We start from the raw sequence: 26,073 nt of genomic DNA on the forward strand, positions 1-26,073 counted from the left end.
CTTGATTTATTCGAATTAATTGTATAATATAGTGCTCGTAAATGTTTTATCAAAATAGATATAAAATTGTTCTTTTCCAAAAATATAAAAATTAGAATACTGAAAAAGAAAATTTAGATAAACAGCACATAATAAAAGACAAATATATCTTATACATATTTAAACCTTAAATTTAAAGAAATTTCCATAGCTGTTTTTTTTAATTTGGGACTCTTGAAGAAAAGCAATTCGGCGCCAGCCGGTATTGTTTTTCTTCTTTTTTTATCACAGAAATCGGATAATTATTCCCTTATTTCTTGATTCCTGCAAAAAAGGGTTTTAGTACAATTCAAAGATTTCTGATTATTGTTTTATTTTCGATTTGATCCCGTTTATGTGGTTCAATAGTGCTTTTTGCCAGTTTTCCGCAGCATCCCAGGTGTCTCCCAAATAGACTTCCCCTGAAAAAATATGTTTTATATAATATTTGTAAACGGGTCGATGAGCCCGAAGCGTAACAAGCTCCGGCTTGCCTCCTGATGACTTCATAGTGCTATTATCGGTAACATTTTTATCACTTTTATAATTAAGCAACTTATGGATCACTTTACCACTTGTGTGCAGGTAATATAAAATAAACTGGTAGCCTTGATCCCTTAATTTTTTTTCGTCAATGTCCTCTCCTACAAAACCATAAGCAAAAGGATAGCTTTTCATGATTCCTGCCAGTTCAAGACTATCGACTTTCCAACGTTGTTGATATGAAAGTATTTTCTCCCTTACCGGATTTGCGGTATTTTCTGTTTCACTTCCCGGTGGAAGCTTTAGCCCCGGAAACACAGGCACTGCGAGTTTATCAAGCTTCAAATCCTGGTTAAAGATTTCAAACCTTTGTTTTTTGATCAGCCTGGTATCCTCAAAAAACTCAGGGAAGTCTGCCATTAAAAAGTTAGTCCGTCTCTGGCCACTGTTTCCTATCGCCCGCCTGTAATCGCCCAAAACCTTTTGCAGATCCCGGTTCTCAGACTTCCAGGCATTTTGGCCATGATCCATGAAAGTGCCTTGTTCATTAAATTTAGTGACAGTAAGGCGGATGGAACCCTGCTGGTTTTCTATGATCAAAATATTTTTGACCTCCCTTTTCAGCAAATCCTCGGCAAAATAACGTTGCGTTTCCGGCCCGGCAAATACGTCATAGATGTTGTAGTACCCAATAACGTCAGTGCCTGTCCTTACCATCATTTTGTGCACCTCTGTAGATAGATCCTTCCAGGCAGTCCTGTTCGTGTTTTCATTTTCGACCAAAACAAAGGCAGCGCTTCTGGCAGATACAATGTCTTCGGGGATTTCCTGGTTGTAATTAAAAACCCTGAGGTGCAACACAGGCCCGCCATTGTCGGCCATTGCCCTGTTGTAGCCCTGGATAAAACCGATAGTTGCCAATAAAACAACTGTCAATGCATATTTGCCATACCCATTTGCAGGTCTCCTGATGTTAAAGCCAGCGTTTTCATTCATCATCACAAAACTAATACATAGGCCCGAAGCCGAAGTTGTTTAAATATGCTAAAAGAATACAGGTGGATCAACCGGATACTTAAATTCAAGGTTTTAGGTGGCGAAAATACGGGATTTATCTTTAAACGATTTAAATTCCAGCGCATTGCCACTGGGGTCATAAAAAAACATGGTCGCCTGCTCACCGGGTTGTCCTTTGAATCGAATATAAGGTTCAATCACAAAGCTAATTTTTTTCTCCTTCAGCCGATCCGCCATATCATGCCACTGTTGCCATTCCAGGATGGCACCGAAATGCCTTACCGGTACCTCCTCACCATCTACCGGATTGGTAGCCGGTTTTTGCAACTCCTCTGGCTTCAGATGTGCTGTGACCTGGTTGCCAAAAAAGTCAAAATCAATCCATCGATCAGAGGTGCGGCCGATTTTACAGCCTATCAACTCCTGGTAAAACTTCCTGGTAACATCCAGGTCTTTGACCGGAAAAGCAAGGTGAAACGGACTTATCATTTTTTTAGATTATAGGTACCACAATTGATAAAGCAAAGTTAATTAAATAATTTAGCAAAAATCACAATAAAATTAATGAGTAAACCAGTTTCTCTTGTGTTAAGCAGCGGCGGGGCCAGGGGCATTGCTCAGATTGGCGTTATTGAAGGCCTGATTAACGAGGGTTTTGAAATCAAATCCATTGCAGGTTCCTCCATAGGCGCCTTTGTGGGAGGTATGTATGCCCTGGGAAAACTGAATGACTACAAGGAATTTGTGTGTAACCTCGACAAACTTGACGTTTTTAAACTTATTGACTTCACTTTCAGTACCACAGGATTTATCAGGGGGGAAAGGGTTATCAGTGAATTAACCAAACGGCTCGATGATGGAAACATCGAAGATTTCAAAATTCACTATGCCGCGGTGGCCACCGACATTCTTAACAACGAAGAGATAGTCTTTGAAAAAGGAAGCCTTTTTTATGCTTTAAGGGCCTCCACCGCCATCCCGACCGTGGTAAAACCTATCCGTACCGAAGGCCGCTTGCTGGTAGACGGGGGGGTGCTTAATCCTATTCCCATCAAATATGTTAAAAGAACACCGGATGATTTATTGGTGGTGGTCAATGTAAACGACAACGCACCTTACACAAGGCCACCCTTTCAAACCAAGCAGGAGAAAAAAAGGGAATCCGATATTTTAAAAAATGTAAGCCAGTTTATGGAGAGGTGGATGGACTTATATCCTAATAAAAAGTCAGCCCCAAAAAAGCTGGGATTTTTTGACCTCATGAATCGCTCTTTCGATCTGATGCAGGACCAGTTGAGTACGCTTATCCTGGACAGGTACAAACCGGATATCGTTGTCAATGTATCACGCAAAGTATGTGGCACCTTTGAGTTTTACCGGTCTAAAGAATTGATTGAACTGGGCAGCAGGGCCTTTCGGGAAAGCCTGGAAAACTACCGGAATAATGAATGTACAAACGCTCAATAAAGCGCTGGGAAATATCGATATTTACCTCCTCGATCAAATTCTGAAGGGCAGGTACGAAAAAGGGAATAAAATCCTGGACGCAGGTTGTGGGGAGGGAAGGAACATGATTTATTTCCTAAATAATCAATTCGATGTCTTTGGCATTGATAAAAACGAGTCGGCGCTGAATATGCTCAGATTCCTGACACGCTCCATTGATCCCTCGTATGATCAAACACGGATTTCCATCGGAAACATTGACAAGCTTCCACATGAAGACTGGTTTTTCGACCACATTATATGCAGCGCTGTCTTACATTTTGCTCAAAATGAAAGCCATTTTGAGGCTATGATAAGGGAGCTGGTACGGGTACTTAAACCAGAAGGCAGTATTTTTATTCGCATGGCTTCCAACATAGGCCTGGAAAACAAAGTCATCGCCCTGGCCAACCATCAATATGAGGTCCCGGATGGCAGTATCCGATTCCTGCTAACAAAAAAACTGTTGGGAAAACTCTTGGAAACGCATCCTCTGACCCTGGTTGAACCACTGAAAACCGTAAATGTCGAAGACCGGCGTAGTATGTCCAATCTCGTGTTGAGAAAGCTTAACAGTTAGTATTTGTTTCTCATAAAACTAATGCTTACCTTCTTGTTTGTTAGTAAAATTCAATTCACTTATAGCATCTCATTTTATGGAAGATTTTAATAGCCAACAAAATGAAGCCCCGATTTCAGTGGGCGATTGGGTAGTGACCATTTTGGTTACTGCGCTGCCAATTATCGGCATTGTTATGCTTTTTGTCTGGGGATTTGGGAGTGGTACACCTGTAAGCAAAGCCAACTATGCCAAAGCAGCTTTAATATGGCTTGCTATATCGATCGTTTTAAGCTTCCTGATATTTGCCTTGTTTGGCACTGCATTGTTTATGGGGGCGATAGAAAACGGTTATTGATTTTTGGTGAAGGCACAAAATGGAATGAAACATTATTTTATGCCTCTCTGTTTTTACATTAGGTACAATCGGAAGTAACTTTGTTGGAAGCCATATTATCGTCCTTATTTCGGGCCGGTCTCGTGCGAAAGATTAATACGGAAGCACTGGCTCGGCTTTTGTAAGGCCTGGATAGGGTAATCAGAAGCATTTGACGTTTTATTTTCCTAATAAATATGAGCTAAAAACTCCGTACTATAAAATCCTGGTCAAAGACATGGACCAGGTATAGGATTGGCAAGAGCCACGGTCGCATGCGCCAGGTTGGGAATCCAGTCATATGAAAGGTACAAATATTAACCATATGAATATAAAAGAATTTGAATCAGAGGCAGAAAAGGTGGTGGGCTGGATGGCCTCTTATTTTGAAAACATCGAAGATTTTCCAGTAAAAGCCCAGGTTAAACCGGGCGAGATAAAAGCTGGTATTCCAGCCTTTCCGCCCCCACAAAGTGAAGCATTTGACGATATTATGCAGGACTTCAGGGAGAAAATTCTGCCGGGAATGACCCATTGGCACAACCCGAATTTTTTTGCCTATTTTCCCGGAAATAAAAGCAAGCCTTCTGTTCTGGCGGAAATGATCACTGCTGCCATGGGGGCACAATGTATGAGTTGGATTACGTCACCGGCAGCCACAGAACTCGAAGAACGCATGATGGAATGGCTCCGTGACATGATCGGATTGCCCGGAGATTTCACAGGTGTCATTCAGGACACTGCTTCTACGGCTACATTGTGCGCCATCCTTACGGCAAGGGAGAAAGCCACCAACTTCAGCATTAATAAACACGGCTTTTACGGCCAAAAAAAGTTCATTGTTTACAGTTCGGAGGAGGTACATTCTTCCATAGATAAGGCCGTGCGCATTGCAGGCCTTGGTAGCGAGAATCTTAGAAAGATTACTGTAGACAAAGATTTCGCCATGATTCCGGAGGCGCTGGAAGACACAATCCGCCTGGACATCGACAAGGGGTATCAGCCCCTATGTATAATTTCTGCTTTTGGCACCACCGGAAGTACAGCCATCGATCCCGTGGCTGCTATCAGTGAAATTTCGAAAAAATACAATATCTGGCACCATGTAGATGCCGCCTACGCCGGTACGGCGCTGATCTGTCCTGAATACCGGGAACTGGCGGCTGGCGCCGATAAAGCAGACTCTTTCGTTTTTAATCCGCATAAATGGATGTTTACGAATTTTGACTGTACCGCCTATTTTGTCAGGGACCCCGAGGCCCTTGTAAACACTTTCTCTGAAACACCTGAGTACTTGCGCACAGGAGAAGACAACGAGGTTAACAATTACCGTGATTGGGGCATACAGCTTGGGCGCCGATTCAGGGCTTTGAAACTATGGTTTGTGATTAGAAATTTTGGGGTGGAAGGTCTCCGGCAAAAACTGCGGGGACATATGCAAATAGCCATTTGGTTAAAAGAACAAATTGAGGGAAGCGATGATTTTGTATTGATGGCTCCGGTTCCCCTTAATTTGGTATGCTTCAGGTACCAGCCGGACAGGTCTTTAAGTCAGGGAGAATCAAACGCCCTCAATGAAAAGTTAATGCACATTTTAAATGACAGCGGTAAATTATTCATGAGCCACACCAAATTGAACGGTTTTTTTACATTACGAATGGTGGTAGGCAATACAGATGTCAATGAACAGCATGTCCATCAAGCCTGGGATTTGATTCGAAAGACTGCCAGGTCGCTTAATATTTCAGTAATAACTGATTAGGAATTAGACCATGAGGGAGGCAATGGTCCGGGAAAAAAGTGTTGACATCAAAAAACATCCAAAATATCTTTTAAATAAGAAAAATCTTTAATGAGGATGGCGGAATTGCCATCAAAAGCCGGGATTGAAACCTGTTAGCGGGCCTTCAATACGCTACCGGTTAACTGCTATGGTTGTACAATGGTGATGTGAAGCCAGGCTTCAAAAAGTAAAGGTTTATTGGATCTTTGCGGGCCTCATTATTTTTATCCGGAAAAAATTCCTGTCTTCAATTAAAAAGTAAGCGGAAGATTATGTTTAAAGCCTGTCAAACTTTATTTTTGTTAGGTGTGTTAATTATTTTGTAACTCAAAAAACCAGGTATTTTACACAATAAAACCATCATTTCCTGATTTATATAAGTGTAGTGTGTGTTTCTGGTTGTGATGAGCCTTCAATTTGTTTCTTCAAAGACATGATCGAAGGCGTCAAAAAATATTAAAATACCTGGGAATATTACATCTATTGGATTTAAGATATTAATCGAAATTAAAATCCCCCAATAAATAAGAAATTTGGGTTCGCTTAAATAATAAAAATCATCCCGGAGTGCTCCAGGATGTTACAAGATTGTTTTACAGTAGTTGTTATTTTTAGATTGAATAAAATTTAAACAGGTTATGAACAAAATAATGAGCTTATTAAAAGGCGCATTCCTTGTTGTGTGTATTTTGTCCTTTCTTTCCTCATGCAAAAAAAGTCGCCCTACTGCTGAAAACCCTGGTGGTATCAGTACAGCTACAGGTTTGGAATATAACAGTGATGGAGGATTTCAGGTAAGTGACTATCAGGGACAACCTGAAGGACCCAACCTGGTTTTCATCGAAGGAGGCCGGTCCGTATTGGGATCTTTTGAGGAAGATATTATGAATTCAAGAGACAACATTGAAAGAACAGTGACGGTTGCCTCTTTTTATATGGACGAAACCGAGGTAAGTAATATTCATTGGCTGGAGTATCTATATTATGTAAAATTAGACTCATCCCGCGAGTTTTACCAATCGGCCTTACCCGATACCACTGTATGGACTAGTGATCTTGCTTTCAATGATCCTTACAGAGAGCATTATTTAAGATATCCCGGTTTTAGATATTATCCGGTAGTAGGGGTAAGCTGGATCCAGGCCAATGACTTCTGTAAGTGGAGAACCGCCATGGTAAACCTCAAGCTGGCTGAGGATGCAGGCATAGAGATTCCCGCAGAGTCCGGCGGAAGGATTGCCCTTGAAAGTGGCGTGGTGCTACCTGATTACAGGCTTCCTACAGAAGCTGAGTGGGAATATGCGGCACAAGGACTTATTGGAACTCAGTGGCTGGACGAAAATCAAACACACCAAAGGGTCTATCCATGGGACGGCCACGCTGTAAGAAATCCTTATGGCAAGAAAATGGGTTATTTCCTGGCTAACTTCAAAAGAGGACGGGGTGACTATGCAGGTATCGCAGGTAAACTCAATGATGGTGCAATGATCACTGCTTATGCTTACGAATTCCCTCCCAATGATTTCGGATTATATCACATGGCAGGAAATGTAAACGAGTGGGTGCAGGATGTATACAGACCACTTTCTTTCCAGGACATGGATGACCTTAACCCTATCAGGAGGGACGGTATCCTGGATGAAGCTGAAAAATATTATGATTACGAAAACTACAATTCCTTAATAAACGACAAAGTAAGGGTTTATAAAGGAGGATCCTGGAAAGATGTCGCCTACTGGATGTCGCCAGGTACCAGAAGATTTTTAGAGCAAGACTCTTCGACTGCTACAATCGGTTTCCGTTGCGCTATGATCAGGGCAGGATCCAACTACTAAGATTCAGGAAATTATTTAAGCGAAGGAACCCTGGCGTTGAACGTTGGGGTTTTTTGTTGGGGTGAAGTGGTAGTGGAGGAGTTAGGATTCAGGGATCTACAAGATTGGGAGAAAGGTAGTTAGGATTTGGGGGAGTGGAGTCAGGGGAGAGTAGGCAGATCTTTGGATAATGGTTTAGATGGCTGCGGCCAGGGTTGCGAAGCTGACTGTTTTGCAACCTGCTTCGAGGAGAGGGTGGGCACAGGCTTCCAGAGTGGCGCCGGTGGTAAGGACATCATCTATGACCAGAATATGTTTGCCTGATACCAGTTCGGGCTGTTTTACCGCAAATATGTTGTGGACATTCTGCCACCTTTCCAACCTGTCCTTTTTTTTAGCCTGGCTCGTGCTTTTCGCTATTCTGGCTAACACCCGGTTTGAGCAGGGGATTTTACAAGCTGTCGCAAAACCCTTAGCTACATACTCGCTTTGATTGTAACCCCGTTTCCTTCGCCTGGATTTGTGCAAAGGCACAGGAACAATCAAATCAACATCGTTCAATTTACCCATCCTGATCAATTCACAGGCAAACCACCTCCCCAGCAACTGGCCCAATTCCGGGTAATTATCGTATTTAATGCTATGCAACACTTTTTGCGTTATCCCGCCTTTAATAAACTTCAAATAACTAAATACTTCATTTACCTTAACTTTGCCATAAAACCGCAACATCAAGGGATTGTCAGCAGCCAAATGGTAATTGGTAATCGGTAAACGGGCATGACAATACGTACAAAGGAGTCTTTCCTGGCGAATTAAAGCCTGCCCACAGGCGAGACAACAACGGGGAAAAATCAAGTTGAAAAAATCCTTTATCATCAGATATTCATTTGGTTTAAAAAAATAGCACCTATATTTGTTCAGGCTAAAATTGTATTCCCGGGAGGGGGAGGTATTAGTACAGTAATACCCTAATTTAAAAAAAAATAAGAAAAAAAGAACCGGAAGGAAGCCATGTACAAAAAAGATCTGGAACTGGAAAGAAGCTGGCAAAGGTTGTTAAACGAGCTGAAAGAGGTTATCGGCAAAAAACCAGCCGACCTTAACAGTGTGTTATTTTTAATCGGAGTGCAGGAATTAGGTAAGGGAAAAAGGTATTTTTCAAAAGAAGAAAAACAGGACCTGATGCATATCGCTATTTGTAAGGTATTGAGTTACTCAGGTTTTTATGAGTTGGAAGGCTTGGATGAGGAAGGGTGGCCACATTGGAAGCTAAAGAAAAAACTACCCAACTTTGATTTGCTGGAGCAGGAAAAATTATTAAAAATGCATGTAATCGAGTACTTTGAAAACGAATTCAACTGATTTTTTCATTAACTTTTTATTTTTTTAGATTAGTCAACCACAAAGCGGATGCTCAGATGACCTACTGCAAACAATTTTGGTTATACGCCCAGTGTAGGAATCAAAGGCAATAAAATCGTTTACGTGGGGAACAGTAATCCATAGATTCTACAACAGGCTCTTCTTCGCAGGATGTTTAAAGTATTAAAAACAGAACATATAAACGTAGATAAATTTTGAGATCGACTCGGCATCCTACAAGTTTTTCGTCCTGGTTGAAATCAGTAAAAATACGAACCTTTTTTATATAAGGGCAAGGCAGATCCAACTCACTATTGATACCATATAACAGGTTGAAAACCGGGGAAAAACAGAGGCAGACAAGGAGATTATCTACCGGGGTAATATTTTTTTATCCCCCCTATGAGTAATAAACAGTGGCATCAGGATCTCCTCATGATCCCCTACAAACTGGTGGTGACCAAGGTAAATCGATGTAATGGACAATTAAACGCTTTTACAGGAGAAGTATGCTTTTACTCAGGCATGTTCACCAATGATACACAAATGTCCACTTGTCCATCAAGTGGTTGATTTCTACAATGAATAAGGGGCACACAGGAGGTAGTTGGACATCCTTAAAAATGATTTTTGCCGGAATCACATACCCTTTTCAACATTGGATCAAAATACCGTTTAGCTGCTGCTTACAGCGATTTGCAAAAATTTATATGATCACCTCATCCAAATCCTTTACACTAAAGTAGCCAGACTTCGACCAACCGATCGACCGAAAAAAATTGATCTTCCGCTTCATCTGCATCCTGGTCAAATGTATCAAATCGGCCAGTACCATGAAGCTAAGAGTCAAGGGACACATTGATTTTGAAACGTAAACGCCCCCACCCAGCCCATGAAGAACTATAAATCATAAGGGCACCAAAAAATAAGCTATGGATAACCCCATGGTGCTTTTATTCTTAAAAAACAGGGCTAATCAAGCAAATTTCTCCAACTGAACTTGAACTTAACAATGTTTGGAAAGCAAAAATATGATTCGTGATTATACTTTAGACTTTCAACTGTATATACTCACTACCCTTTTCCTGAATTTCGGCCAAACCTGCAGATTTAAGGTACAAACTAGAACTAGATAGGTCACTTCAGTTGATCTTTACCTCCTGGTAATAAAAGCAGGAATAAAATAAGCTGGTAACGGAAGATATTTAATTGTTTTGATGAAAAAAATCAATTTAGTTCTTCCAGCGCTTCTGTTAGCATTGAGTTGTCAAGAAGATGTGGATCTTCAGACTTCCAATGATACCCAGCTAGTTTCAGAGGATAACTATGCTGTTTATTTAGATGAGCAAGGCAATAAGGTGCCCCTAAATAACGCTGAGATTGATAGTATATTAAATGAATACAAAAATCAGCAAAGTGTGAAAAATGGACGGTTTAATGGCCATAATTTGAGTGTTTTTATTGATATAGACGGTACTTGGGCCCCAAGAGCATGGACTTTTGTGGGAGATTTTAATGGAGATGGAAGGGAAGATTTTGCCTCTCTTTCCGGAAATCAGGCCCTTATGAAACTTGGCCAAGGTAGCCCACCTGATAGTTATACCAATTTTACCAGTGCAACCTGGATCACTAATGGTGTATACGGCGGCGCCGGTTATACTTTTGCAGGAGATTTTGATGGTAACGGCCGTAGCGATATCGTTTCCTTCGATGGTGGTCTTGCATATGTCAAGCTAAATATGTCCGACAATAACTTTTCGAATAGAACCTTGAATGTTGCTGATTCATGGGGTGGCAGTGGCTATACCTTCGCTGGTGACTTTAATGGTGATGGATTGGATGACATCGCATCCCTAAACGGAACGGATGTTTATATAAAAGAATCGTCAATGTCAGGTGGTAACTTTCACTTCGAAAGTAGGACTGAGAGTACCAATGGACAATATGGTCCGTCGAACTATACGTTTGCTGGCGATTTCAATAATGATGGTAGGGATGATATTGTTTCGCTTGACGGGCCCGATGTTTTGATAAAGGTATCAGAATCGTCAGGAAATTTTACGAATACCTCACGTGCTTATGTGCCATTAACTCTTAATAATTTCCTTGTACCGTGGGGAGGAGATTTTGTCTGGCAAGGTGATGAAAACGGAGATGGTTACGATGAATTTATTTCAGCTTATGCTGGTAGTTATCTGTGGCAGAGGCAATATCTGCCATCGTTCTCACCACTTCTATATCGGAATCCCACAGTAGGTTGCCATAATTGTACCGGGCCTGTTACCGCAACATTTAATGTGTGGAGTAGTGCAGGCTGGGAGTGGATGATGGATATAAATGGAGATGGTACTGATGAACTGATAACAATTATAAACGGCAGAGCTTACCTGCATTAATTTAGCAAAATTTAATTTGATAACGGCCATTCTTTTAGGGTGGCCATTTTTTAATCAGCACCTCCGATAAGAGAGCATCTCACTCGATTGCAGACAGTTAATATTTACTCAAACACAAAGTTGTTACAATAGTTTTTCATGTCATTTGTATTTTGATATTTGCTTAAACTAAAGTTTGCTAAGGGAATACGATTTAAGCCATGTATGAAATGCCCTTTATAGCCCAAGGATTCCATGAACTCAAATGTTTCTAGTACTCTTTCTTGTCCAACATGCCCAGCTTCAATTTCAACAATAATTTTCGGTTTGTATTTTTTTAATGTGTCCACACCTCCCTGAAAAATTTTTAGCTCATTTCCTTCAACATCAATTTTTAAAAAATCTGGTTTAATGTTATATTGGTTGCAGTAAAAGTCTAATGTTTCAGTCGATACAGTTTCGGTTGCAATAAACCCGGGATGTTTTATTTTCTCAACGATTGTCGCCCCTGGTGAAGACTCTTTGCTTACTTTATTTGTTGGAACATAAAGTGTCACTGTCTCTTTAGGATCTGATAATGCCAAATTTTCAATTGTCAAATTTTCCCACTTGAAGAGTGCTTTAATATTGGTGATATACTGATGAAGATTAGGTTGTGGTTCAAAAGCGAAAACCGTGCCTTTGCAACCCACTTGCTTTAATATGAAGTATAAATAACCAGCTTTATGTGCTCCAATGTCAAAAACTGTTTGTCCTTTTTTGATTGCAGAGAAAATGTAAGCGATCCCTCCTCTATCATTTTTGTATTTGTATTTATTTGCTCTTTAGCATAGTTTAACACTCTTAATGAGCTTCATATCAATATCGATTTTTATTTAATTCTAAGCAACGACCGTCCTGTCCTTTGTCAAAACGGTATCAAACAGATTTTAGGGCTTCTGTTTTTTTGTTCAAATTGGCGATTTGTTTCTGTGGTTCTTTTACTTTTAATTTTCTTTATTGGTCTAAGCTTTCGTACATAATAAGAGGATTGTATTGTTGTGCGTAAGCTAACATATTCCAGATAATTATCGTCGGACTTCTGGTGGTGGCTGAAGATTGCTAATGATCTCCCTTATCAAATGCATGTCATTTAAATTATTCTATAATATTAGTGCTTGCCTTAAAGTAACCTTTAATCGGTTGCTCCCATCAGGTGTTCTATTTGAACAAGACCTTGCCTCCGGATATTTTATTGTTAGGAGAACAATGTAGCCATGAAGTAATCAGTTTGACTAAATTAAACTTTTTAATTTCTTCTCATCCCAGTTCACCTTTAGAGTAGCATAAATTGAAAAGCTTACCATTACTATGATATTTTCTTTTGCGCTTATTTTTCTTTTCAGATTATCCTGCGTGCTTTTTATTCCAATAACATTTTTCGGGAAAGGTTTCCTTTGACATTTGACTTTAACTTATCAGAAAATATAAATGGTGTCTAAGGTAATCTCTAAGGTTTAATTGAGCTTATTTTTATGTTTTTCGAACTTAATAAGATATTTGCCTGCTCTGTTTCAAAATACCTTTGCCTTAATAAATAGCAACAAAAATATAAATTATGAAAATATTGAAAATTAAGCAAAAAATATTTTTGATGATAGTCACTATGGGTAGCATTTCAACTATCGATCTGTAGGCTCAACTTCCTAATGTGTTATCAATAAAAAGTCCGGGATTGTATCCCGGAGGATTGGTTTATGACAATACCTCCGGGGCTTTTTATACTTCTTCGGTAGAGGGTCGTGAAGTTTAACCCCATATTAATTAAATAAGCTACCAACTTGATTCATAGGCTAGATTGCCTATTTTGAAAACTTATCTTTATTCTAAGATGAATTTTTTTAATTTCAGTTAGGGCCCGGTGGCTAGCAGGTATCGTCCTTACCAATACACCATATCCTGAAAAAAAGAAGAGTTATTATCAATCTTAGATCATTTTTTTATACCTTATCCTTTTCGGACCCCCAACCCCCAATCGTTTCTTTCGGTTTTCTTCATAATCGGAATAATTGCCCTCAAACCAATAAACAATGGAATCACCTTCAAAGGCCAGGATGTGGGTGGCGATCCGGTCGAGGAACCACCTGTCGTGGGATATGACAACAGCACATCCGCCAAAATTTTCCAGGGCCACTTCCAAAGCCCTCAATGTATTGACATCCAGGTCGTTGGTAGGTTCATCCAATAAAAGAAGGTTAGCCCCTTTTTTTAAGGTCAGGGCGAGGTGCACACGGTTTCTTTCACCACCGGATAATACGCTTACCTTTTTCTCCTGGTCCGATCCACTAAAGTTAAACTTGCTTACATAAGCCCTTGAATTGACTTGCTTACCTCCGAGTTCAATCAACTCGTTTCCCGCTGAAATGGTTTGCCATACGGTTTTGTCGGGGTCCAGTATATCGTGGCCCTGATCAACATATGCTATATCTACTGTACTGCCCACTTCAAATGTGCCACTATCAGGTTTTTCTTTACCAGTGATAAGGTTAAACAGCGTGGTTTTTCCAGCACCATTTGGCCCTATAACACCTACAATGCCACCCTGCGGCAATGAGAAGCTAAGGTTTTCGAATAGCAATTTGTCGCCAAAGGATTTGGATACTTTGTCCACCTCGATCACTTTATTACCTAACCTGGACCCTGCCGGGATAAACAATTCGAGTTTTGCCTCCTTTTCCTTGCTTTCCTCCCCGACCAATTTATCATAAGCCGTCAATCTGGCTTTGGCCTTGGCCTGCCTGCCCTTTGGCGTCATTCTTATCCATTCCAATTCACGCTCCAAAGTTTTCTGACGCTTCGACTCGGTCTTTTCCTCTTTGGCCAGCCGTTCTCTTTTCTGTTCCAGCCAGGATGAATAATTGCCTTTCCACGGAATACCTTCCCCCCTGTCCAGTTCAAGTATCCAGCCAGCGACATTATCGAGAAAGTAGCGGTCATGGGTTACAGCGATGACTGTGCCTTTGTATTGTTGCAAATGCATTTCCAGCCATTGTACCGATTCGGCATCGAGATGGTTGGTAGGTTCATCCAATAGCAGCACATCAGGTTCCTGCAATAGCAAACGACATAGCGCCACCCTTCTTTTTTCACCCCCCGACAGGTTTTTTATTTTTGCCTCCGAAGGCGGTGTTCTTAAAGCATCCATCGCTTTTTCCAGCCGTGTATCCAGTTCCCAGGCATTATGATGATCGAGTTTTTCCTGGACCTGCCCTTGCTTTTCGATGAGTTTTTCCATAGCATCGGGATCTTCAATAACTGCCGGATCGGCAAATTTCTCATTGATTTCCTCAAATTCACGAAGTAAATCGACAATTTCCTGTACTGCTTCCTCTACTACTTCCTTTACTGTTTTGTTGTCGTCAAGCATTGGCTCCTGCTCCAATAATCCAATAGAGTAACCCGGGGAAAATACCACTTCGCCCTGATGTTCCCTGTCAATACCAGCTATAATCCTGAGCAGGGACGATTTCCCTGAACCATTCAAACCCAACACACCAATTTTAGCGCCATAAAAGAAAGAGAGGTATATATTTTTTAGTACAGTTTTTTGTGGAGGGTAAGTTTTTGTTACCCCGGCCATCGAAAATATTATCTTTTCGTCACTCATTTACGTAGTAATTGATGCAAGATTTATAATAAATTACAGGTTGTTTTAGCACTTACTGCTAAAACCAGGCTCAAATATGATAATATTGTTTGGTAAATAATGTTAATAACTTGATTTTATTAAAATCTTTTATTAGTATTTATTATGAAAGTTGATCATTTGACAAGCTGGTATTGAATTTTTTGTGACCATTTTTGCTTAATAATGATACAATCAAAGAGGTAAATTCCTCCGGGAATACAGGTTTTTCAATTAAAATTATTGACTTACTATCCGTAGGGTTACATTTTCTAACGTTGTAATATAAAAAAGAAAATAACATTTGTTTTTTTAATTTAAATTCTATTTTTGCACGAAATTTAAGTACGAACAAAGGAGGGATAAACTATGTATTGGACATTAGAATTAGCATCCTATCTTGAGGATGCCCCATGGCCCGCTACAAAAGATGAGTTGATTGATTATTCAATCAGAATGGGGTGTCCGTTGGAGGTCGTTGAAAATTTACAGGAACTCGAAGATGATGGTCAGCCCTATGAAAGTATCGAAGAGATATGGCCTGATTATCCGACAAAAGAAGACTTCTTCTTTAACGAAGATGAATATTGAAGATTAAAATTTGATATTTATATTCAACGCAAGGCATTTAATTGTTTGAAACATTTAAATGCCTTTTTGATTACGTACCTGAAAACTTCCGGCTTATCCTTTCATGCATCAGGCAGTTGGCTATCGTCAAATCTTCAGGGGTAGTGATTTTTATGTTTTCATAACTTCCTTCAAAAAGTGATATTTTATGGCCTGCCCTTTCTGCCACACTGGCATCATCGGTCAGGGCGTTATCCTCGTTAATCCTGTAAGCTTTTTTTATCAATGATATATCAAAAGTTTGTGGCGTTTGAATTAGCCTGAATCTGGAGCGATCCATGGCAACGGTAGCGTCCTGATCCGTCATTCTGATAGACTCTTTTAATCTCACTGCCGCTATGGCGGTTTTGTGTATCGAAGCCAGGTTAAAGGACGCCGCGATAATGGGTTTGTCAATAAGGGGCCTTACGCCATCATGAATAGCTACTAATCCCTGACCGGGTAACTTTTCCAACCCTCTTTTTACGGATTGGAACCTGGTTTTACCCCCGGACTGTAGTTGAAGCGGAATTTTAAATCGATGTTTTTCACATAAGTTTTTCCAGGTGTCAAAATCATCACCGGGTAATACCAAAATAATATTAAGCAGGGGGGAATAATCGTAAAAAGCCTTTACTGTATGCATCAACACCGGCAAGCCACAAATTTCCAGAAATTGTTTGGGTAACTCACTTTTCATTCTCTTGCCTGTACCACCGGCTACAATAATGGCATATTCGTCACGTTTCATCGCCGAAGGAGTAAGTTACTTGCCAAATGTTTTGGTTTATTGAAGTGGCTAAATTATCAACATAGCATCCCCGTAGCTATAAAATTTATATTTCTCTTTGATAGCTACTTTATAGGCCTCCATAATCAGGTCATAACCACCAAATGCGCAGGCCATCATAAACAAGGTAGACTCGGGCATGTGGAAATTACTAATCAGGGCATTGCAAATCTTAAAGTCATAAGGTGGAAATATGAATTTGTCGGTCCATCCTTCATTGGCTTTTAGCAGATTATTGGCCGAAACCGACGACTCAAGGGCCCTCATAGAGGTAGTTCCCACAGCACATATTTTCTTTTTTGTCTTGATGGCGCGGTTAACCATATCGACAATTTCCTGCCCTACCCTGAAATTTTCGGAGTCCATTTTATGTTTGGTCAGATCTTCGACATCCACCGGCCTGAAAGTACCTAACCCGATGTGCAATGTTATCTTGGCAATATCAACACCCTGAATTTCCAGCCGCTTTAACAACTGTTTGGTAAAATGTAACCCTGCCGTAGGAGCAGCCACCGCGCCGGTATGTTCCGCATAAATGGTTTGGTAACGTTCCCTGTCCTCCGGTTCTGCCTTTCGTTTGATATACTTTGGCAGCGGGGTTTCACCGAGTGTATCGATCATTTTGTAGAATTCCTCGTTTGAGCCCTCATACAAAAACCTGATCGTTCTTCCCCTTGAAGTGGTGTTATCAATCACCTCAGCTACAAGATCACCGTCTCCAAAATACAATTTGTTCCCTACCCTGATCTTCCTGGCGGGGTCTACCAGCACATCCCACAAAAACATTTCCTTGTTTAATTCCCGTAGCAGGAAGACCTCAATCTTAGCACCTGTTTTTTCCTTATTGCCATATAATCTGGCCGGAAATACCTTGGTGTCGTTCATCACCATCACATCACCATCTCCAAAATACGCGATAAGATCTTTAAAAATTTTATGCTCTATTTCTCCGGTATCTCTTTTTACAACCATTAACCGCGATTCATCCCTATTTTCTGCCGGATATAAAGCAATTAAACCGGGTGGCAAATCAAACTTGAATTCGGATAATTTCATATTTAATATTACGGTATTAAATAACCTTTAAATTAAAAAATTTTTGAAGTGCGCAAATCTAGTGATTTGTTTTTAAAAATGTAAGTAATTTTACTTTTTATCATCTTTGTACCCAATAATGAATAACTGTTGAAAGTTTTAAAGCTCATACTGGAAAGTTTCAAATTTGCCATGAACGCCCTCAAGGTAAACAAACTCAGGACCTTGCTTTCACTGGCCGGGGTAACTATAGGAATCTTTGCCATTATTTCCGTTTTTACACTGGTCGATACCCTTGAACAAAGCATCAAACAAAGTTTCGATTTTCTTGGCACCAATGTGATAAATGTCGAAAAATGGCCTTACGGATTGGGTGGTGGGGAATATAAATGGTGGGAGTTTCTGAACCGGCCTCATCCTGATTACAAAGAGTATGAATTTGTCAGGGATAAAGTTGAAAACGCGGTGGGCGTGTCTATTTATGCTGTCCGGGGCAATCAAACTTATAAACAGGGGAATAACAGCACTTATTACAACTTTCTGTTAGGGGTAAGTTATGATTACAATGAGGTGTTCGACGTGGAAATTGAAGAGGGCAGGTATTTTACCAGACAGGAGGTTGAAAGCGCCAGGCCGGTCGCCTTAATCGGAACCAACGTGGCTGCCGATCTGTTTCCTAATATCGATCCTATCGGCAGGGAGTTTTCCATTCGCGGCAAAAAATACACAGTGGTGGGGGTGACAAAAAGGGAAGGTGACAGCTTTATCGGGGGGCCAAGCAAAGACGACGCATGTCTGATCCCTTATAAATCATTTATTAAAATGTACTACAGTGGGCGCCGGAGAGGAATCGGCAGTAAAATAGCCCTCAAAGGAAGAGAAGATGACATCGGACTGGTGGAGTTGGAAGCAGAATTGCGTGGTATTATGCGAAGCAAAAGATCCCTGAAACCCAAAGACAAAGACAATTTCGCCCTCAACCGAACCGAAGCCATTGCCAACGCGATCAGCGGTGTATTTGACGTTATTGGCGTCGCCGGTTGGATTATCGGTGGTTTTTCCATATTGGTTGGGGGGTTCGGTATTGCCAATATCATGTTTGTATCCGTGAGGGAAAGAACCAATATCATTGGCATTCAGAAATCACTGGGCGCTAAAAACTATTTTATTCTTTTCCAGTTTTTATTTGAAGCCATTTTTTTAAGTCTTATCGGTGGTTTAGTAGGACTTTTCCTGGTTTATTTAATCACCCTGATCCCTATGGGAAGTCTCGAGCCTTCGCTTAGTTTGAAAAATATGACCCTGGGTTTGGGCGTATCGGCCCTGATAGGTACGGCTTCCGGAATTATTCCCGCAGCCATCGCCGCCCGTATGGATCCTGTAGAAGCCATCAGGACAGCTTAAACTTTTCGTACTCCAACCATAGTATGGCTCCAAACCATACTATGACGCTAATAAGTATATATAGCCACACAAAAGTCCTCTGCCACGCCTTAATCTTCTAATCTTCAGTAGCTACAGGTTCTTCCACTTCTTCTCCTCTCACTTTGGCTTTAATTTTAATTTCAAGCTCTTCCGTCAATTCAATATTATCCATCAACAGCTTTTTCACAGCATCACGGCCTTGTCCTAATTTATCCCCATTGTAAGAAAACCAGGAGCCTGACTTCTGCACAATGCCTAATTCCACCCCTAAATCCAGAATCTCCCCTACTTTTGAAATGCCTTCACCATAGATAATATCAAATTCCACCACCTTAAATGGAGGTGCTACTTTATTTTTTACCACTTTAACCCTGGTTCTGTTTCCCAGGATATTGTCAGCGCTTTCCTTTATTTGTCCGATCCGACGGATATCTAATCGAACGGAGGCATAAAACTTCAGGGCATTTCCACCGGTAGTGGTTTCCGGATTACCAAACATTACCCCTATCTTTTCTCTTAACTGGTTAATGAAAATGCAGGCACAGCCCGATTTATTGATGGCCCCGGTTAACTTCCGCAGGGCTTGTGACATCAACCTGGCCTGTAAACCCATCTTACTTTCACCCATTTCCCCCTCTAATTCCCCTTTCGGAACCAAGGCTGCCACAGAATCAATAACAATAATATCAATAGCACCCGACCGGATCAGATGTTCGGCTATTTCAAGTGCTTGTTCACCATTGTCAGGTTGTGAAATCAGAAGATTCTCGGTATCAATGCCTAACTTCTCGGCATACACCTTATCAAATGCATGTTCCGCATCTATAAAAGCTGCCAATCCGCCGGCTTTTTGCGCTTCTGCTATACAATGCATGGTAAGCGTGGTTTTACCGGATGATTCCGGACCATATATCTCCACTACCCTACCCCTGGGAATTCCACCTACGCCTAAGGCTATATCAAGGCCGATAGACCCGGTTGGAATAGCCGGTACATCAACCACCATCTCATCACTTAATTTCATGATGGTGCCTTTTCCATAGGTTTTTTCCAATTTATCAATGGTTAGCTGGAGGGCTTTTAGTTTTTCTGAATTATCACTCATATCCTTACATTTGAGAAATTGTATTTTGTGAATTTACTATGATTGCAACCAATTAACAAATGAGGGGGAAAGTATTTAAAGAAGTTTTTCAGATTTTGAATTTCTGTCTGACAACTATCTTTTGCCCGTAAAAATATGGTTTTTTTTGTGATTTAAATACTTAAAAGCCAATAAAATGGCTATTGTTTTTTATGAGTAGAAAAAAAATGCTTTATAGCTTCATATTGGTTGTATCAGCTTTGATTATCTGGCAATGGCCATTGCTGTATTATGCTTACGTACAAGCAAAAGGCCAGTGGCATGTCGTCACTGATACCCGGGAGGTCGATGATATGCTGAACGACCCGCAAACGCCTGACTCCATTAAATTTAAACTCCAACTTGTCCGGGAGGTTAAAAGTTTTGCTGTAGACTCGCTGGGTATTAACCCAACTGATAATTATACCAGTGTATTTGACCAAAAAGGCAAACCTATTCTATGGGTGGTAACAGCTTGCCCGCCTTTTGAAATGAAGGCAAAAGAATGGTCGTTCCCATTCATCGGATCCTTTTCTTACAAAGGTTTTTTCAGATATGAAATGGCTGAAGAAGAAGAAAAAAAATGGAAGGACCAGGGTTTCGATACTAATATCCGCACCACAGGCGGATGGTCTACCCTCGGATGGTTCAGAGACCCTATCTTATCTAATATGCTGAACCGAAAGGCCGGGGCTCTGACAGAGCTTATTATTCACGAGTTAACACACGGCACCTTGTTTGTGAAAGACTCAGTGCAGTTTAACGAAAACCTGGCGACATTTATCGGCACAAAAGGAGCAGAGATTTTTCTTACACAAAAATTCGGGGTGAACTCACCTGAGTTTATCACCTATATGCAGGACAATGAGGATAGTGAAAAGTTTACCAATTACATACTGGCAGGAGCCATTGGCCTCGATAGTTTGTATCAGACCTTCGGCAACCTGCCAGACCATGAAAAGATTGACAAAAAGCAGGGCTTCATCCAAAAAGTTTTTGACAACATCGACACACTCAGCCTCCACAGAAAAGCTGATTATGCAAGGTATTATGAAAACTATGAGGCCAATAACACTTTTTTCATGTCTTACCTCAGGTACAGGGAAAAGCAGGGTGATTTTGAAAAAACCTTCCGGGAAGAATTCGGTGGTGACTTAAAAAAATACCTCCTATATCTAAAATCTCAATATCCTTCACTTTAAATTTGGAATAATTTTTGAATCTTTGCAAAAGGTTCACCTTTTGTTTAAAGCAAAGTCTTTATAATTAAATTGTTAATATATATCTTGAATGGCATAACAAGCCTTTTTTAAATTTCATGAAAATTAAATTAGGTTCCATGTTGCTCACCCTCCTGATCAGCTTGCTTATGCAAAGTGATGAGAACGACTATCGCCAAATTCAAAATAACAGCTTTAATGTGGGGGAAAAACTGGAATACAGAGTGCACCTGGGCTTTTTAAGCGGGGCATATGCTACCATAGACATCGGCGAAACCATCTACACCATCAATGAGCGGCCTTGTTTCAGGATAAACATACACGGGAGAACGGCCGGGGTAATTGATTTGTTTTACAAGGTACGGGATACATGGGGTTCATATCTGGATACAGCCGCTATTGTGCCACAAAGGTTTTACAGATATATCAGGGAAAATAAATACAGAAAAAATGAAATCGTCGATTTTGACCATTTCAACGATTCTGCAACCGTAGCCAGGTTAGATAAAAAAACCATGAAGTTAAAGGAGAAAGTAAACTTTCCCATATCTAACAATGCTCAGGACCTGGTGAGTGGTGCCTTTTACCTGCGTACCATGGACCTGAATAAAAAGAAAAGGGGGGATATGATTTATATCAAAGGTTTTTTTGACGATGAATCCTATAACATAAAAATAAAATACCTGGGCACTGAAAAACTTAAAACAAAAGTCGGAACCTTCGAAACCCATGTAATGGCCCCCATGCTTCCTGAAAACAAGCTTTTCAGGGGAAAAGAAGCGATAAAATTGTGGTTATCGAAAGATAACAATAAAATCCCCCTTAAGATACAAGCTGAAATGTTTGTAGGCGCTGTTGAGATCGATATCAAGAGCTATGAGAACCTGAGAAACAAAGTCTACCAATAACTTACAATGTATTAAGAAATTGTTAACCGCTTTTTAATAATACCAATTCTGGCTAATTTTGATTTAAATCCGGAACATTAAATATGGTTCAGAGGCTTTTTGTAATCATTTTGTTAGTTTTAATTTGTTTTCACACCGCGATGGCCCAACCTGTGGTCATACATGCGAAATTGGATAACATTAACAACAATCAGCCTGTTTTTATCTATCGTCTTTTTGGACCTGAGTCTTTAAAAGTTGATTCGACCATTGCCATTGACGGCCTGTTCTCTTTCCAATATCCGGATGGTCTACCTCGTGGGTTTTACAAAATCGGCGTTGATGAAAATAAAAGTGTCACCCTTATTCTTGGCCGGGAAAGTTTCAATATGGAGGGGGATTTAAGCCAGCCGTTGTCGATACAATATGAAAACTCTGCTGAAAACAAGCTGTTTAAAGAATTTGCCGCATTCAACAGGCATCTGCAGATGACCAATCAGAAAATCATTCAAAAAGCACAAATTATCAGCATTTCTGGGGAAAAAGATAAGGAATCAAACCATTTTCAAAACCAGATAGACTCACTGAAACGGGAACAAGCTATATTCTACCAAAAGCTATCTGACGAAAACCCCGGCTTGCTTATCAGTAAAATAGTACGAACCTTTATACTTCGTACAGATCTGAGTAAAGAGACATTTTTCAGCGCTGAAGAGTTGTCGGACATTGAATTCACCCGTGGAGATATGCTTTTGGGAAAAATTAACCAATACTATCAGCGCTATGTACCGAGAAACATTGAGGGCTGGCTGGCTGCTGCCGATCAGTTGGTGGCAAAAACCAAGGCCGGAAGTGCACATCGTGAAGTAATTTATTTATCCCTGATAAGCCTGTTCATGAAAGGCGCCCCTGATAACCTGTGGGATGTGGCAGACAAATATGGCAATGACTTTCCCCAATCAAAACATTACCTCGACCTGGTCTCCACATGGCCTCCACCGGCGCCAAGAGTCGGTGAGCAGGCACCGGATATCATATTACCTGACCAGCATGGGGTCATACAAAAGCTTTCAGCCCTCAGAGGCAGTTATGTCCTGGTAGATTTCTGGGCCTCGTGGTGCGGGCCTTGCCGGAGAGAGAACCCTAATGTCGTCAGGGCGTATCTTAAATTTAAGAAATACGGTTTTAAAGTTTTGGGTGTATCACTCGACCACAATAAAGAAAAGTGGCTTGCGGCGATCGAAAAGGATCAGCTTATGTGGGGGCACATTTCCGACCTTAAGGGATGGAAAAGCGAAGGGGCCGTCAAGTATCGGGTAAGAAGCATTCCCGCATCGTTTCTGGTTGATCCCCAAGGAAAAATAATTGCCAAAAACCTAAGGGGGCCGGTTTTGGATTCCACCCTGGAAAAACTATTAATTAATGCATCAAAAAACTAACTCGAATAAAAATGTCTGAAAAGCGAAATTTCAAAGTGTTGATAGTTGATGACGAAGAGGATATCCTTGAATTGTTAAAATACAACCTTGAAAAAGAAGGTTATCTTGTGAAAACGGCACTCGATGGCAGAGAAGGTGTGAAAATTGCCAAAAAATTTATTCCTGACCTTATCTTACTGGACATCATGATGCCCAAGCAGGATGGCGTAGAAACCTGCCGTCAGCTCAGGGAAATCCCTGACTTGAACGGAACTTATATAACATTTTTGACCGCCCGGTCGGAAGAATACTCCGAAGTAGCTGCCTTTGAGGTGGGAGCCGATGACTACATCACCAAACCCATTAAGCCACGAGCCTTAATGAGCCGTTTAAAGGCCTTGTTTAGACGAGAGGGCATGAAAAAGGATGATAAAGATATCATTGAAATTGGTGGATTGTCCATTAACAGGACCAGTTATACGGTCAACGTCAACGATAAGCCGGTTACCTTGCCCAAAAAGGAGTTTGAATTGCTTTATTACCTCGCGCAAAATCCGAATAAAGTCTTTAACCGTGATGAACTGCTGCAAAACATATGGGGAACCGATGTGTATGTACTGGCGCGCACAGTTGATGTCCATATCAGGAAAGTCAGGGAAAAAATCGGTGAAGGATTTATTTCCACGGTAAAGGGTGTAGGGTATAAATTTCAATTGAATTAGTATCTTAGTACTAATTTAAAGAAAACATACAGTGAATTCCAGGGGACTTGCCTTGCTTTTGGCAGCTTCAATTTCTATCGTCACTACGGCCTTTCTGTCGTTGCTTAATGTAGAGGTAGATGCTTTGATCGTAACTTTTGTTATTGCATTCTCATCTTCCTACCTGCTTATTCATATCATTCTCAACTTTTTGATTTTTAATGAAATCAAAAAAATACAAAGTGATGTAAAAAAACTTAATAAGAAAGAAATTGAATTTGAGAACACCGGAAATTTCAACCCTCTGAACCCATTGAAGCGGATACAGGAAGAAATTCATGCTTATGCGGTTTCCAAACAGGAAGAAATAGACCAGTTGCGAAAAACTGAAAATTTCCGCAGAGAGTTTATTGCTGACATATCGCATGAATTGAAAACACCCATTTTTAGTGCCCAGGGGTTTGTCCATACCCTGCTGGATGGTGCCATAGAGGATAAAAAGGTCAGACAAAAATTCCTCAAAAAAGCAGCTAAAAGCCTGGATGGTCTGGATGTGCTGGTACAGGATCTGCTTACTTTGTCGCAAATGGAAACCGGACAGATCAAAATGCAATTTGAACGGTTCAACATATTTGCTGTGGTCAATGAAGTGTTTGAACAATTGGAGGGGGAGGCCGAAAAGAAAGAAATTGATATGGGCTTTGCTGAGTCCACCAGCCCGCAGGTTTTTGTGGTGGCCGATCAGCAACGAATTTACCAGGTTATGGTTAATCTTATTTCCAACGCCATAAAATACACTAAAAAGGAAGGCTCCGTCAGGGTTAGTTTTGAAGAAAGAAAAAAAGATGTTGTGATCGCTGTTTTTGACAATGGCCGGGGCATTCCTGAGGAGGATATCAACCGCATCTTTGAAAGATTTTACAGGGTGGAAAAAAGCCGGTCCAAACATAAAGGGGGAACGGGGCTTGGCCTGGCTATTGTAAAACACGTGCTGGAAGCCCACGACACAAAAATCGAGGTAAAAAGCGCTGTAGGCGAAGGGTCGACTTTCAGCTTTGCATTGCCCGCAGCCTGATTTTTTTACGCCTTCATTCCTTTTTTAAAAGGTAATCTAATACCCAACAAAAAGTATTGACCATCTGATAATCAATAGCTGGCGCCAAAGTCATGCTCTGCTGTGCAATGATTAATCGCAAAGACACACATGCTGGTAATTATTATGATTTTCCCATTCGACATAAGTAAGAAATCGCCAGTACCTTCATAACATTAATCCAGATTTAATCTAAATCGATATAATTAATCTTTTGTTAATTTTTCTATAATTAAAGATTAATATTTAATGTGGAAATTTGTAGCGTGGAAAGTATGATTATGAAAATGTCCCATACAACTGAAAATGGAGCCATCCGTCACGTACGGTCATGGTTAAAAGATAAACTGATCAATTGGGAAAGCTACGAATCACTGGAGTGGTCAGACGTGGTGCAGGTGAATGTCCCTCCATACAAGTATGTGGTTTACCACAAATTCAACCACAAAAATGATAAGGGTTATATGAATCGGTGCAGTGTAACTTTTTATCTCGACAAGAGCGGACATGTGGTGAATTTCCATGAATGGAGTAACTCCTGAATTGAGTTTGAGAGTGGGGGTGAGTGTGGGGGTGAGTGTGAGTGTGGGGGGTGAGTTTTGGGGACTGGAGGGGGGCAAAACGGGGGTAGGCAATCGTCTTAGTTAATATCTATTGCTTTTCCTGAAAATATATTTGGATGGAATGATGTTGGGTTTTGAAGATATTAGACAATACGAAATGGGTGAATAAGCATGAGGGTCGTAGGTGTGTGTTTTGAGCCGGAAGGGGTGTTTTGTTTGATGGGTGGTTGGTTTTCTATGTAATTTGAGGGAAAGCATAGGGGTGGGCTA

24 protein-coding genes are annotated in these 26,073 nt (G+C 40.7%); 16 read left to right on the forward strand and 8 right to left on the reverse strand.

The annotated features are described in order from the left end of the window. Positions 1-342: 342 nt before the first annotated feature. Positions 343-1,500 carry a PH domain-containing protein gene (locus AC04NP_RS11245; RefSeq protein WP_482859843.1) on the reverse strand — a complete coding sequence of 386 codons (1,158 nt, stop codon included), beginning with the start codon at positions 1,498-1,500 and terminating at the stop codon, positions 343-345. A 90-nt stretch (positions 1,501-1,590) separates the two neighbouring features. Then, positions 1,591-2,007, reverse strand: coding sequence for a VOC family protein (locus tag AC04NP_RS11250; RefSeq protein ID WP_482859844.1), 417 nt, complete (start codon positions 2,005-2,007; stop codon positions 1,591-1,593). Between the two features lie 75 nt (positions 2,008-2,082). Between AC04NP_RS11250 and AC04NP_RS11255 the strand changes: the two genes are divergently transcribed. From AC04NP_RS11255 to gldJ, 5 genes are all read left to right on the forward strand, one after another. Beyond that, positions 2,083-2,985 carry a patatin-like phospholipase family protein gene (locus tag AC04NP_RS11255; protein WP_482859845.1) on the forward strand — a complete coding sequence of 301 codons (903 nt, stop codon included), beginning with the start codon at positions 2,083-2,085 and terminating at the stop codon, positions 2,983-2,985. Next, positions 2,963-3,583: a class I SAM-dependent methyltransferase gene (locus tag AC04NP_RS11260; RefSeq protein ID WP_482859846.1), complete on the forward strand. Its 621-nt coding sequence runs from the start codon at positions 2,963-2,965 to the stop codon at positions 3,581-3,583. The genes AC04NP_RS11255 and AC04NP_RS11260 overlap by 23 nt, the downstream gene beginning before the upstream one ends. Before the next feature lie 76 nt (positions 3,584-3,659). Further along, complete coding sequence (locus tag AC04NP_RS11265) at positions 3,660-3,920, forward strand: hypothetical protein (RefSeq protein WP_482859847.1); 261 nt, start codon at positions 3,660-3,662, stop codon at positions 3,918-3,920. A gap of 343 nt (positions 3,921-4,263) precedes the next feature. After that, entirely contained in the window at positions 4,264-5,700 is a 1,437-nt protein-coding gene (locus AC04NP_RS11270) for a pyridoxal phosphate-dependent decarboxylase family protein (RefSeq protein WP_482859848.1), read from the forward strand. Between the two features lie 659 nt (positions 5,701-6,359). Next, on the forward strand, positions 6,360-7,556 hold the full coding sequence (gene gldJ, locus AC04NP_RS11275; protein ID WP_482859849.1) for a gliding motility lipoprotein GldJ: 1,197 nt from the start codon (positions 6,360-6,362) through the stop codon (positions 7,554-7,556). Positions 7,557-7,730: 174 nt separating this feature from the next. On the opposite strand, the gene AC04NP_RS11280 is transcribed toward gldJ, so the two are convergent. Then, complete coding sequence (locus tag AC04NP_RS11280) at positions 7,731-8,414, reverse strand: ComF family protein (RefSeq protein WP_482859850.1); 684 nt, start codon at positions 8,412-8,414, stop codon at positions 7,731-7,733. 135 nt (positions 8,415-8,549) lie between these two features. Between AC04NP_RS11280 and AC04NP_RS11285 the strand changes: the two genes are divergently transcribed. After that, complete coding sequence (locus AC04NP_RS11285; RefSeq protein ID WP_482859851.1) at positions 8,550-8,900, forward strand: hypothetical protein; 351 nt, start codon at positions 8,550-8,552, stop codon at positions 8,898-8,900. Between the two features lie 1,217 nt (positions 8,901-10,117). Beyond that, positions 10,118-11,296 carry an FG-GAP repeat domain-containing protein gene (locus tag AC04NP_RS11290; protein ID WP_482859852.1) on the forward strand — a complete coding sequence of 393 codons (1,179 nt, stop codon included), beginning with the start codon at positions 10,118-10,120 and terminating at the stop codon, positions 11,294-11,296. A 104-nt stretch (positions 11,297-11,400) separates the two neighbouring features. Here the strand turns inward: AC04NP_RS11290 and AC04NP_RS11295 are convergent, their stop codons facing one another. Next, positions 11,401-12,060, reverse strand: a complete 660-nt coding sequence (locus tag AC04NP_RS11295; RefSeq protein ID WP_482859956.1) for an FkbM family methyltransferase — start codon at positions 12,058-12,060, stop codon at positions 11,401-11,403. 1,181 nt (positions 12,061-13,241) lie between these two features. Beyond that, the gene (ettA, locus tag AC04NP_RS11300; protein ID WP_482859853.1) at positions 13,242-14,921 is read right to left on the reverse strand and encodes an energy-dependent translational throttle protein EttA; all 1,680 of its coding nucleotides are present in this window, start codon (positions 14,919-14,921) and stop codon (positions 13,242-13,244) included. Positions 14,922-15,308: 387 nt separating this feature from the next. On the opposite strand from ettA, the gene AC04NP_RS11305 reads away from it, so the two are divergent. Continuing rightward, positions 15,309-15,530: a DUF2795 domain-containing protein gene (locus AC04NP_RS11305; RefSeq protein WP_346761274.1), complete on the forward strand. Its 222-nt coding sequence runs from the start codon at positions 15,309-15,311 to the stop codon at positions 15,528-15,530. 70 nt (positions 15,531-15,600) lie between these two features. On the opposite strand, the gene AC04NP_RS11310 is transcribed toward AC04NP_RS11305, so the two are convergent. Together AC04NP_RS11310 and queA are read right to left on the reverse strand one after the other, a co-directional pair. Next, positions 15,601-16,299 (reverse strand): 2-C-methyl-D-erythritol 4-phosphate cytidylyltransferase, encoded by a 699-nt coding sequence (locus AC04NP_RS11310; RefSeq protein ID WP_482859854.1) that lies wholly within the window; start codon positions 16,297-16,299, stop codon positions 15,601-15,603. Positions 16,300-16,347: 48 nt separating this feature from the next. Continuing rightward, a complete protein-coding gene (queA, locus tag AC04NP_RS11315) occupies positions 16,348-17,394 on the reverse strand; it encodes a tRNA preQ1(34) S-adenosylmethionine ribosyltransferase-isomerase QueA (protein ID WP_482859855.1) in 1,047 nt (348 codons plus the stop codon). A 129-nt stretch (positions 17,395-17,523) separates the two neighbouring features. Between queA and AC04NP_RS11320 the strand changes: the two genes are divergently transcribed. After that, entirely contained in the window at positions 17,524-18,777 is a 1,254-nt protein-coding gene (locus AC04NP_RS11320; protein WP_482859856.1) for an ABC transporter permease, read from the forward strand. A gap of 97 nt (positions 18,778-18,874) precedes the next feature. Here the strand turns inward: AC04NP_RS11320 and recA are convergent, their stop codons facing one another. Beyond that, positions 18,875-19,903 carry a recombinase RecA gene (gene recA, locus AC04NP_RS11325; RefSeq protein ID WP_482859857.1) on the reverse strand — a complete coding sequence of 343 codons (1,029 nt, stop codon included), beginning with the start codon at positions 19,901-19,903 and terminating at the stop codon, positions 18,875-18,877. Positions 19,904-20,094: 191 nt separating this feature from the next. On the opposite strand from recA, the gene AC04NP_RS11330 reads away from it, so the two are divergent. The 7 genes from AC04NP_RS11330 (at position 20,095) to AC04NP_RS11360 (ending at position 25,888) form a co-directional block, all read left to right on the forward strand. Next, positions 20,095-21,123, forward strand: coding sequence for an aminopeptidase (locus AC04NP_RS11330; protein ID WP_482859858.1), 1,029 nt, complete (start codon positions 20,095-20,097; stop codon positions 21,121-21,123). Between the two features lie 116 nt (positions 21,124-21,239). Beyond that, on the forward strand, positions 21,240-22,049 hold the full coding sequence (locus tag AC04NP_RS11335; RefSeq protein ID WP_482859859.1) for a DUF3108 domain-containing protein: 810 nt from the start codon (positions 21,240-21,242) through the stop codon (positions 22,047-22,049). Between the two features lie 170 nt (positions 22,050-22,219). Beyond that, positions 22,220-23,467, forward strand: coding sequence for a redoxin domain-containing protein (locus AC04NP_RS11340; RefSeq protein WP_482859860.1), 1,248 nt, complete (start codon positions 22,220-22,222; stop codon positions 23,465-23,467). Between the two features lie 11 nt (positions 23,468-23,478). After that, on the forward strand, positions 23,479-24,168 hold the full coding sequence (locus AC04NP_RS11345) for a response regulator transcription factor (RefSeq protein ID WP_482859861.1): 690 nt from the start codon (positions 23,479-23,481) through the stop codon (positions 24,166-24,168). Between the two features lie 31 nt (positions 24,169-24,199). Further along, a complete protein-coding gene (locus AC04NP_RS11350; RefSeq protein ID WP_482859862.1) occupies positions 24,200-25,222 on the forward strand; it encodes a sensor histidine kinase in 1,023 nt (340 codons plus the stop codon). 305 nt (positions 25,223-25,527) lie between these two features. Further along, complete coding sequence (locus AC04NP_RS11355; protein WP_482859863.1) at positions 25,528-25,782, forward strand: hypothetical protein; 255 nt, start codon at positions 25,528-25,530, stop codon at positions 25,780-25,782. Further along, a complete protein-coding gene (locus AC04NP_RS11360) occupies positions 25,763-25,888 on the forward strand; it encodes a hypothetical protein (RefSeq protein ID WP_482859864.1) in 126 nt (41 codons plus the stop codon). The genes AC04NP_RS11355 and AC04NP_RS11360 overlap by 20 nt, the downstream gene beginning before the upstream one ends. The last annotated feature ends 185 nt before the right edge of the window (positions 25,889-26,073 follow it).

The organism is Agaribacillus sp. DX54 (assembly GCF_056858335.1).

Excerpts from the sequence above, each read along its gene's own strand:
- AC04NP_RS11290 (WP_482859852.1), top strand. The coding sequence starts at position 10,118 with ATGAAAAAAATCAATTTAGTTCTTCCAGCGCTTCTGTTAGCATTGAGT.
- AC04NP_RS11280 (WP_482859850.1), bottom strand. The coding sequence starts at position 8,414 with ATGATAAAGGATTTTTTCAACTTGATTTTTCCCCGTTGTTGTCTCGCC.
- queA (WP_482859855.1), bottom strand. The coding sequence starts at position 17,394 with ATGAAATTATCCGAATTCAAGTTTGATTTGCCACCCGGTTTAATTGCT.
- AC04NP_RS11360 (WP_482859864.1), top strand. The coding sequence starts at position 25,763 with ATGAATGGAGTAACTCCTGAATTGAGTTTGAGAGTGGGGGTGAGTGTG.
- AC04NP_RS11355 (WP_482859863.1), top strand. The coding sequence starts at position 25,528 with ATGTCCCATACAACTGAAAATGGAGCCATCCGTCACGTACGGTCATGG.
- AC04NP_RS11255 (WP_482859845.1), top strand. The coding sequence starts at position 2,083 with ATGAGTAAACCAGTTTCTCTTGTGTTAAGCAGCGGCGGGGCCAGGGGC.
- AC04NP_RS11345 (WP_482859861.1), top strand. The coding sequence starts at position 23,479 with ATGTCTGAAAAGCGAAATTTCAAAGTGTTGATAGTTGATGACGAAGAG.
- AC04NP_RS11265 (WP_482859847.1), top strand. The coding sequence starts at position 3,660 with ATGGAAGATTTTAATAGCCAACAAAATGAAGCCCCGATTTCAGTGGGC.
- AC04NP_RS11305 (WP_346761274.1), top strand. The coding sequence starts at position 15,309 with ATGTATTGGACATTAGAATTAGCATCCTATCTTGAGGATGCCCCATGG.
- AC04NP_RS11270 (WP_482859848.1), top strand. The coding sequence starts at position 4,264 with ATGAATATAAAAGAATTTGAATCAGAGGCAGAAAAGGTGGTGGGCTGG.
- AC04NP_RS11330 (WP_482859858.1), top strand. The coding sequence starts at position 20,095 with ATGAGTAGAAAAAAAATGCTTTATAGCTTCATATTGGTTGTATCAGCT.
- recA (WP_482859857.1), bottom strand. The coding sequence starts at position 19,903 with ATGAGTGATAATTCAGAAAAACTAAAAGCCCTCCAGCTAACCATTGAT.
- AC04NP_RS11285 (WP_482859851.1), top strand. The coding sequence starts at position 8,550 with ATGTACAAAAAAGATCTGGAACTGGAAAGAAGCTGGCAAAGGTTGTTA.
- AC04NP_RS11310 (WP_482859854.1), bottom strand. The coding sequence starts at position 16,299 with ATGAAACGTGACGAATATGCCATTATTGTAGCCGGTGGTACAGGCAAG.
- AC04NP_RS11250 (WP_482859844.1), bottom strand. The coding sequence starts at position 2,007 with ATGATAAGTCCGTTTCACCTTGCTTTTCCGGTCAAAGACCTGGATGTT.
- AC04NP_RS11260 (WP_482859846.1), top strand. The coding sequence starts at position 2,963 with ATGAATGTACAAACGCTCAATAAAGCGCTGGGAAATATCGATATTTAC.
- gldJ (WP_482859849.1), top strand. The coding sequence starts at position 6,360 with ATGAACAAAATAATGAGCTTATTAAAAGGCGCATTCCTTGTTGTGTGT.
- ettA (WP_482859853.1), bottom strand. The coding sequence starts at position 14,921 with ATGAGTGACGAAAAGATAATATTTTCGATGGCCGGGGTAACAAAAACT.
- AC04NP_RS11335 (WP_482859859.1), top strand. The coding sequence starts at position 21,240 with ATGAAAATTAAATTAGGTTCCATGTTGCTCACCCTCCTGATCAGCTTG.
- AC04NP_RS11245 (WP_482859843.1), bottom strand. The coding sequence starts at position 1,500 with ATGATGAATGAAAACGCTGGCTTTAACATCAGGAGACCTGCAAATGGG.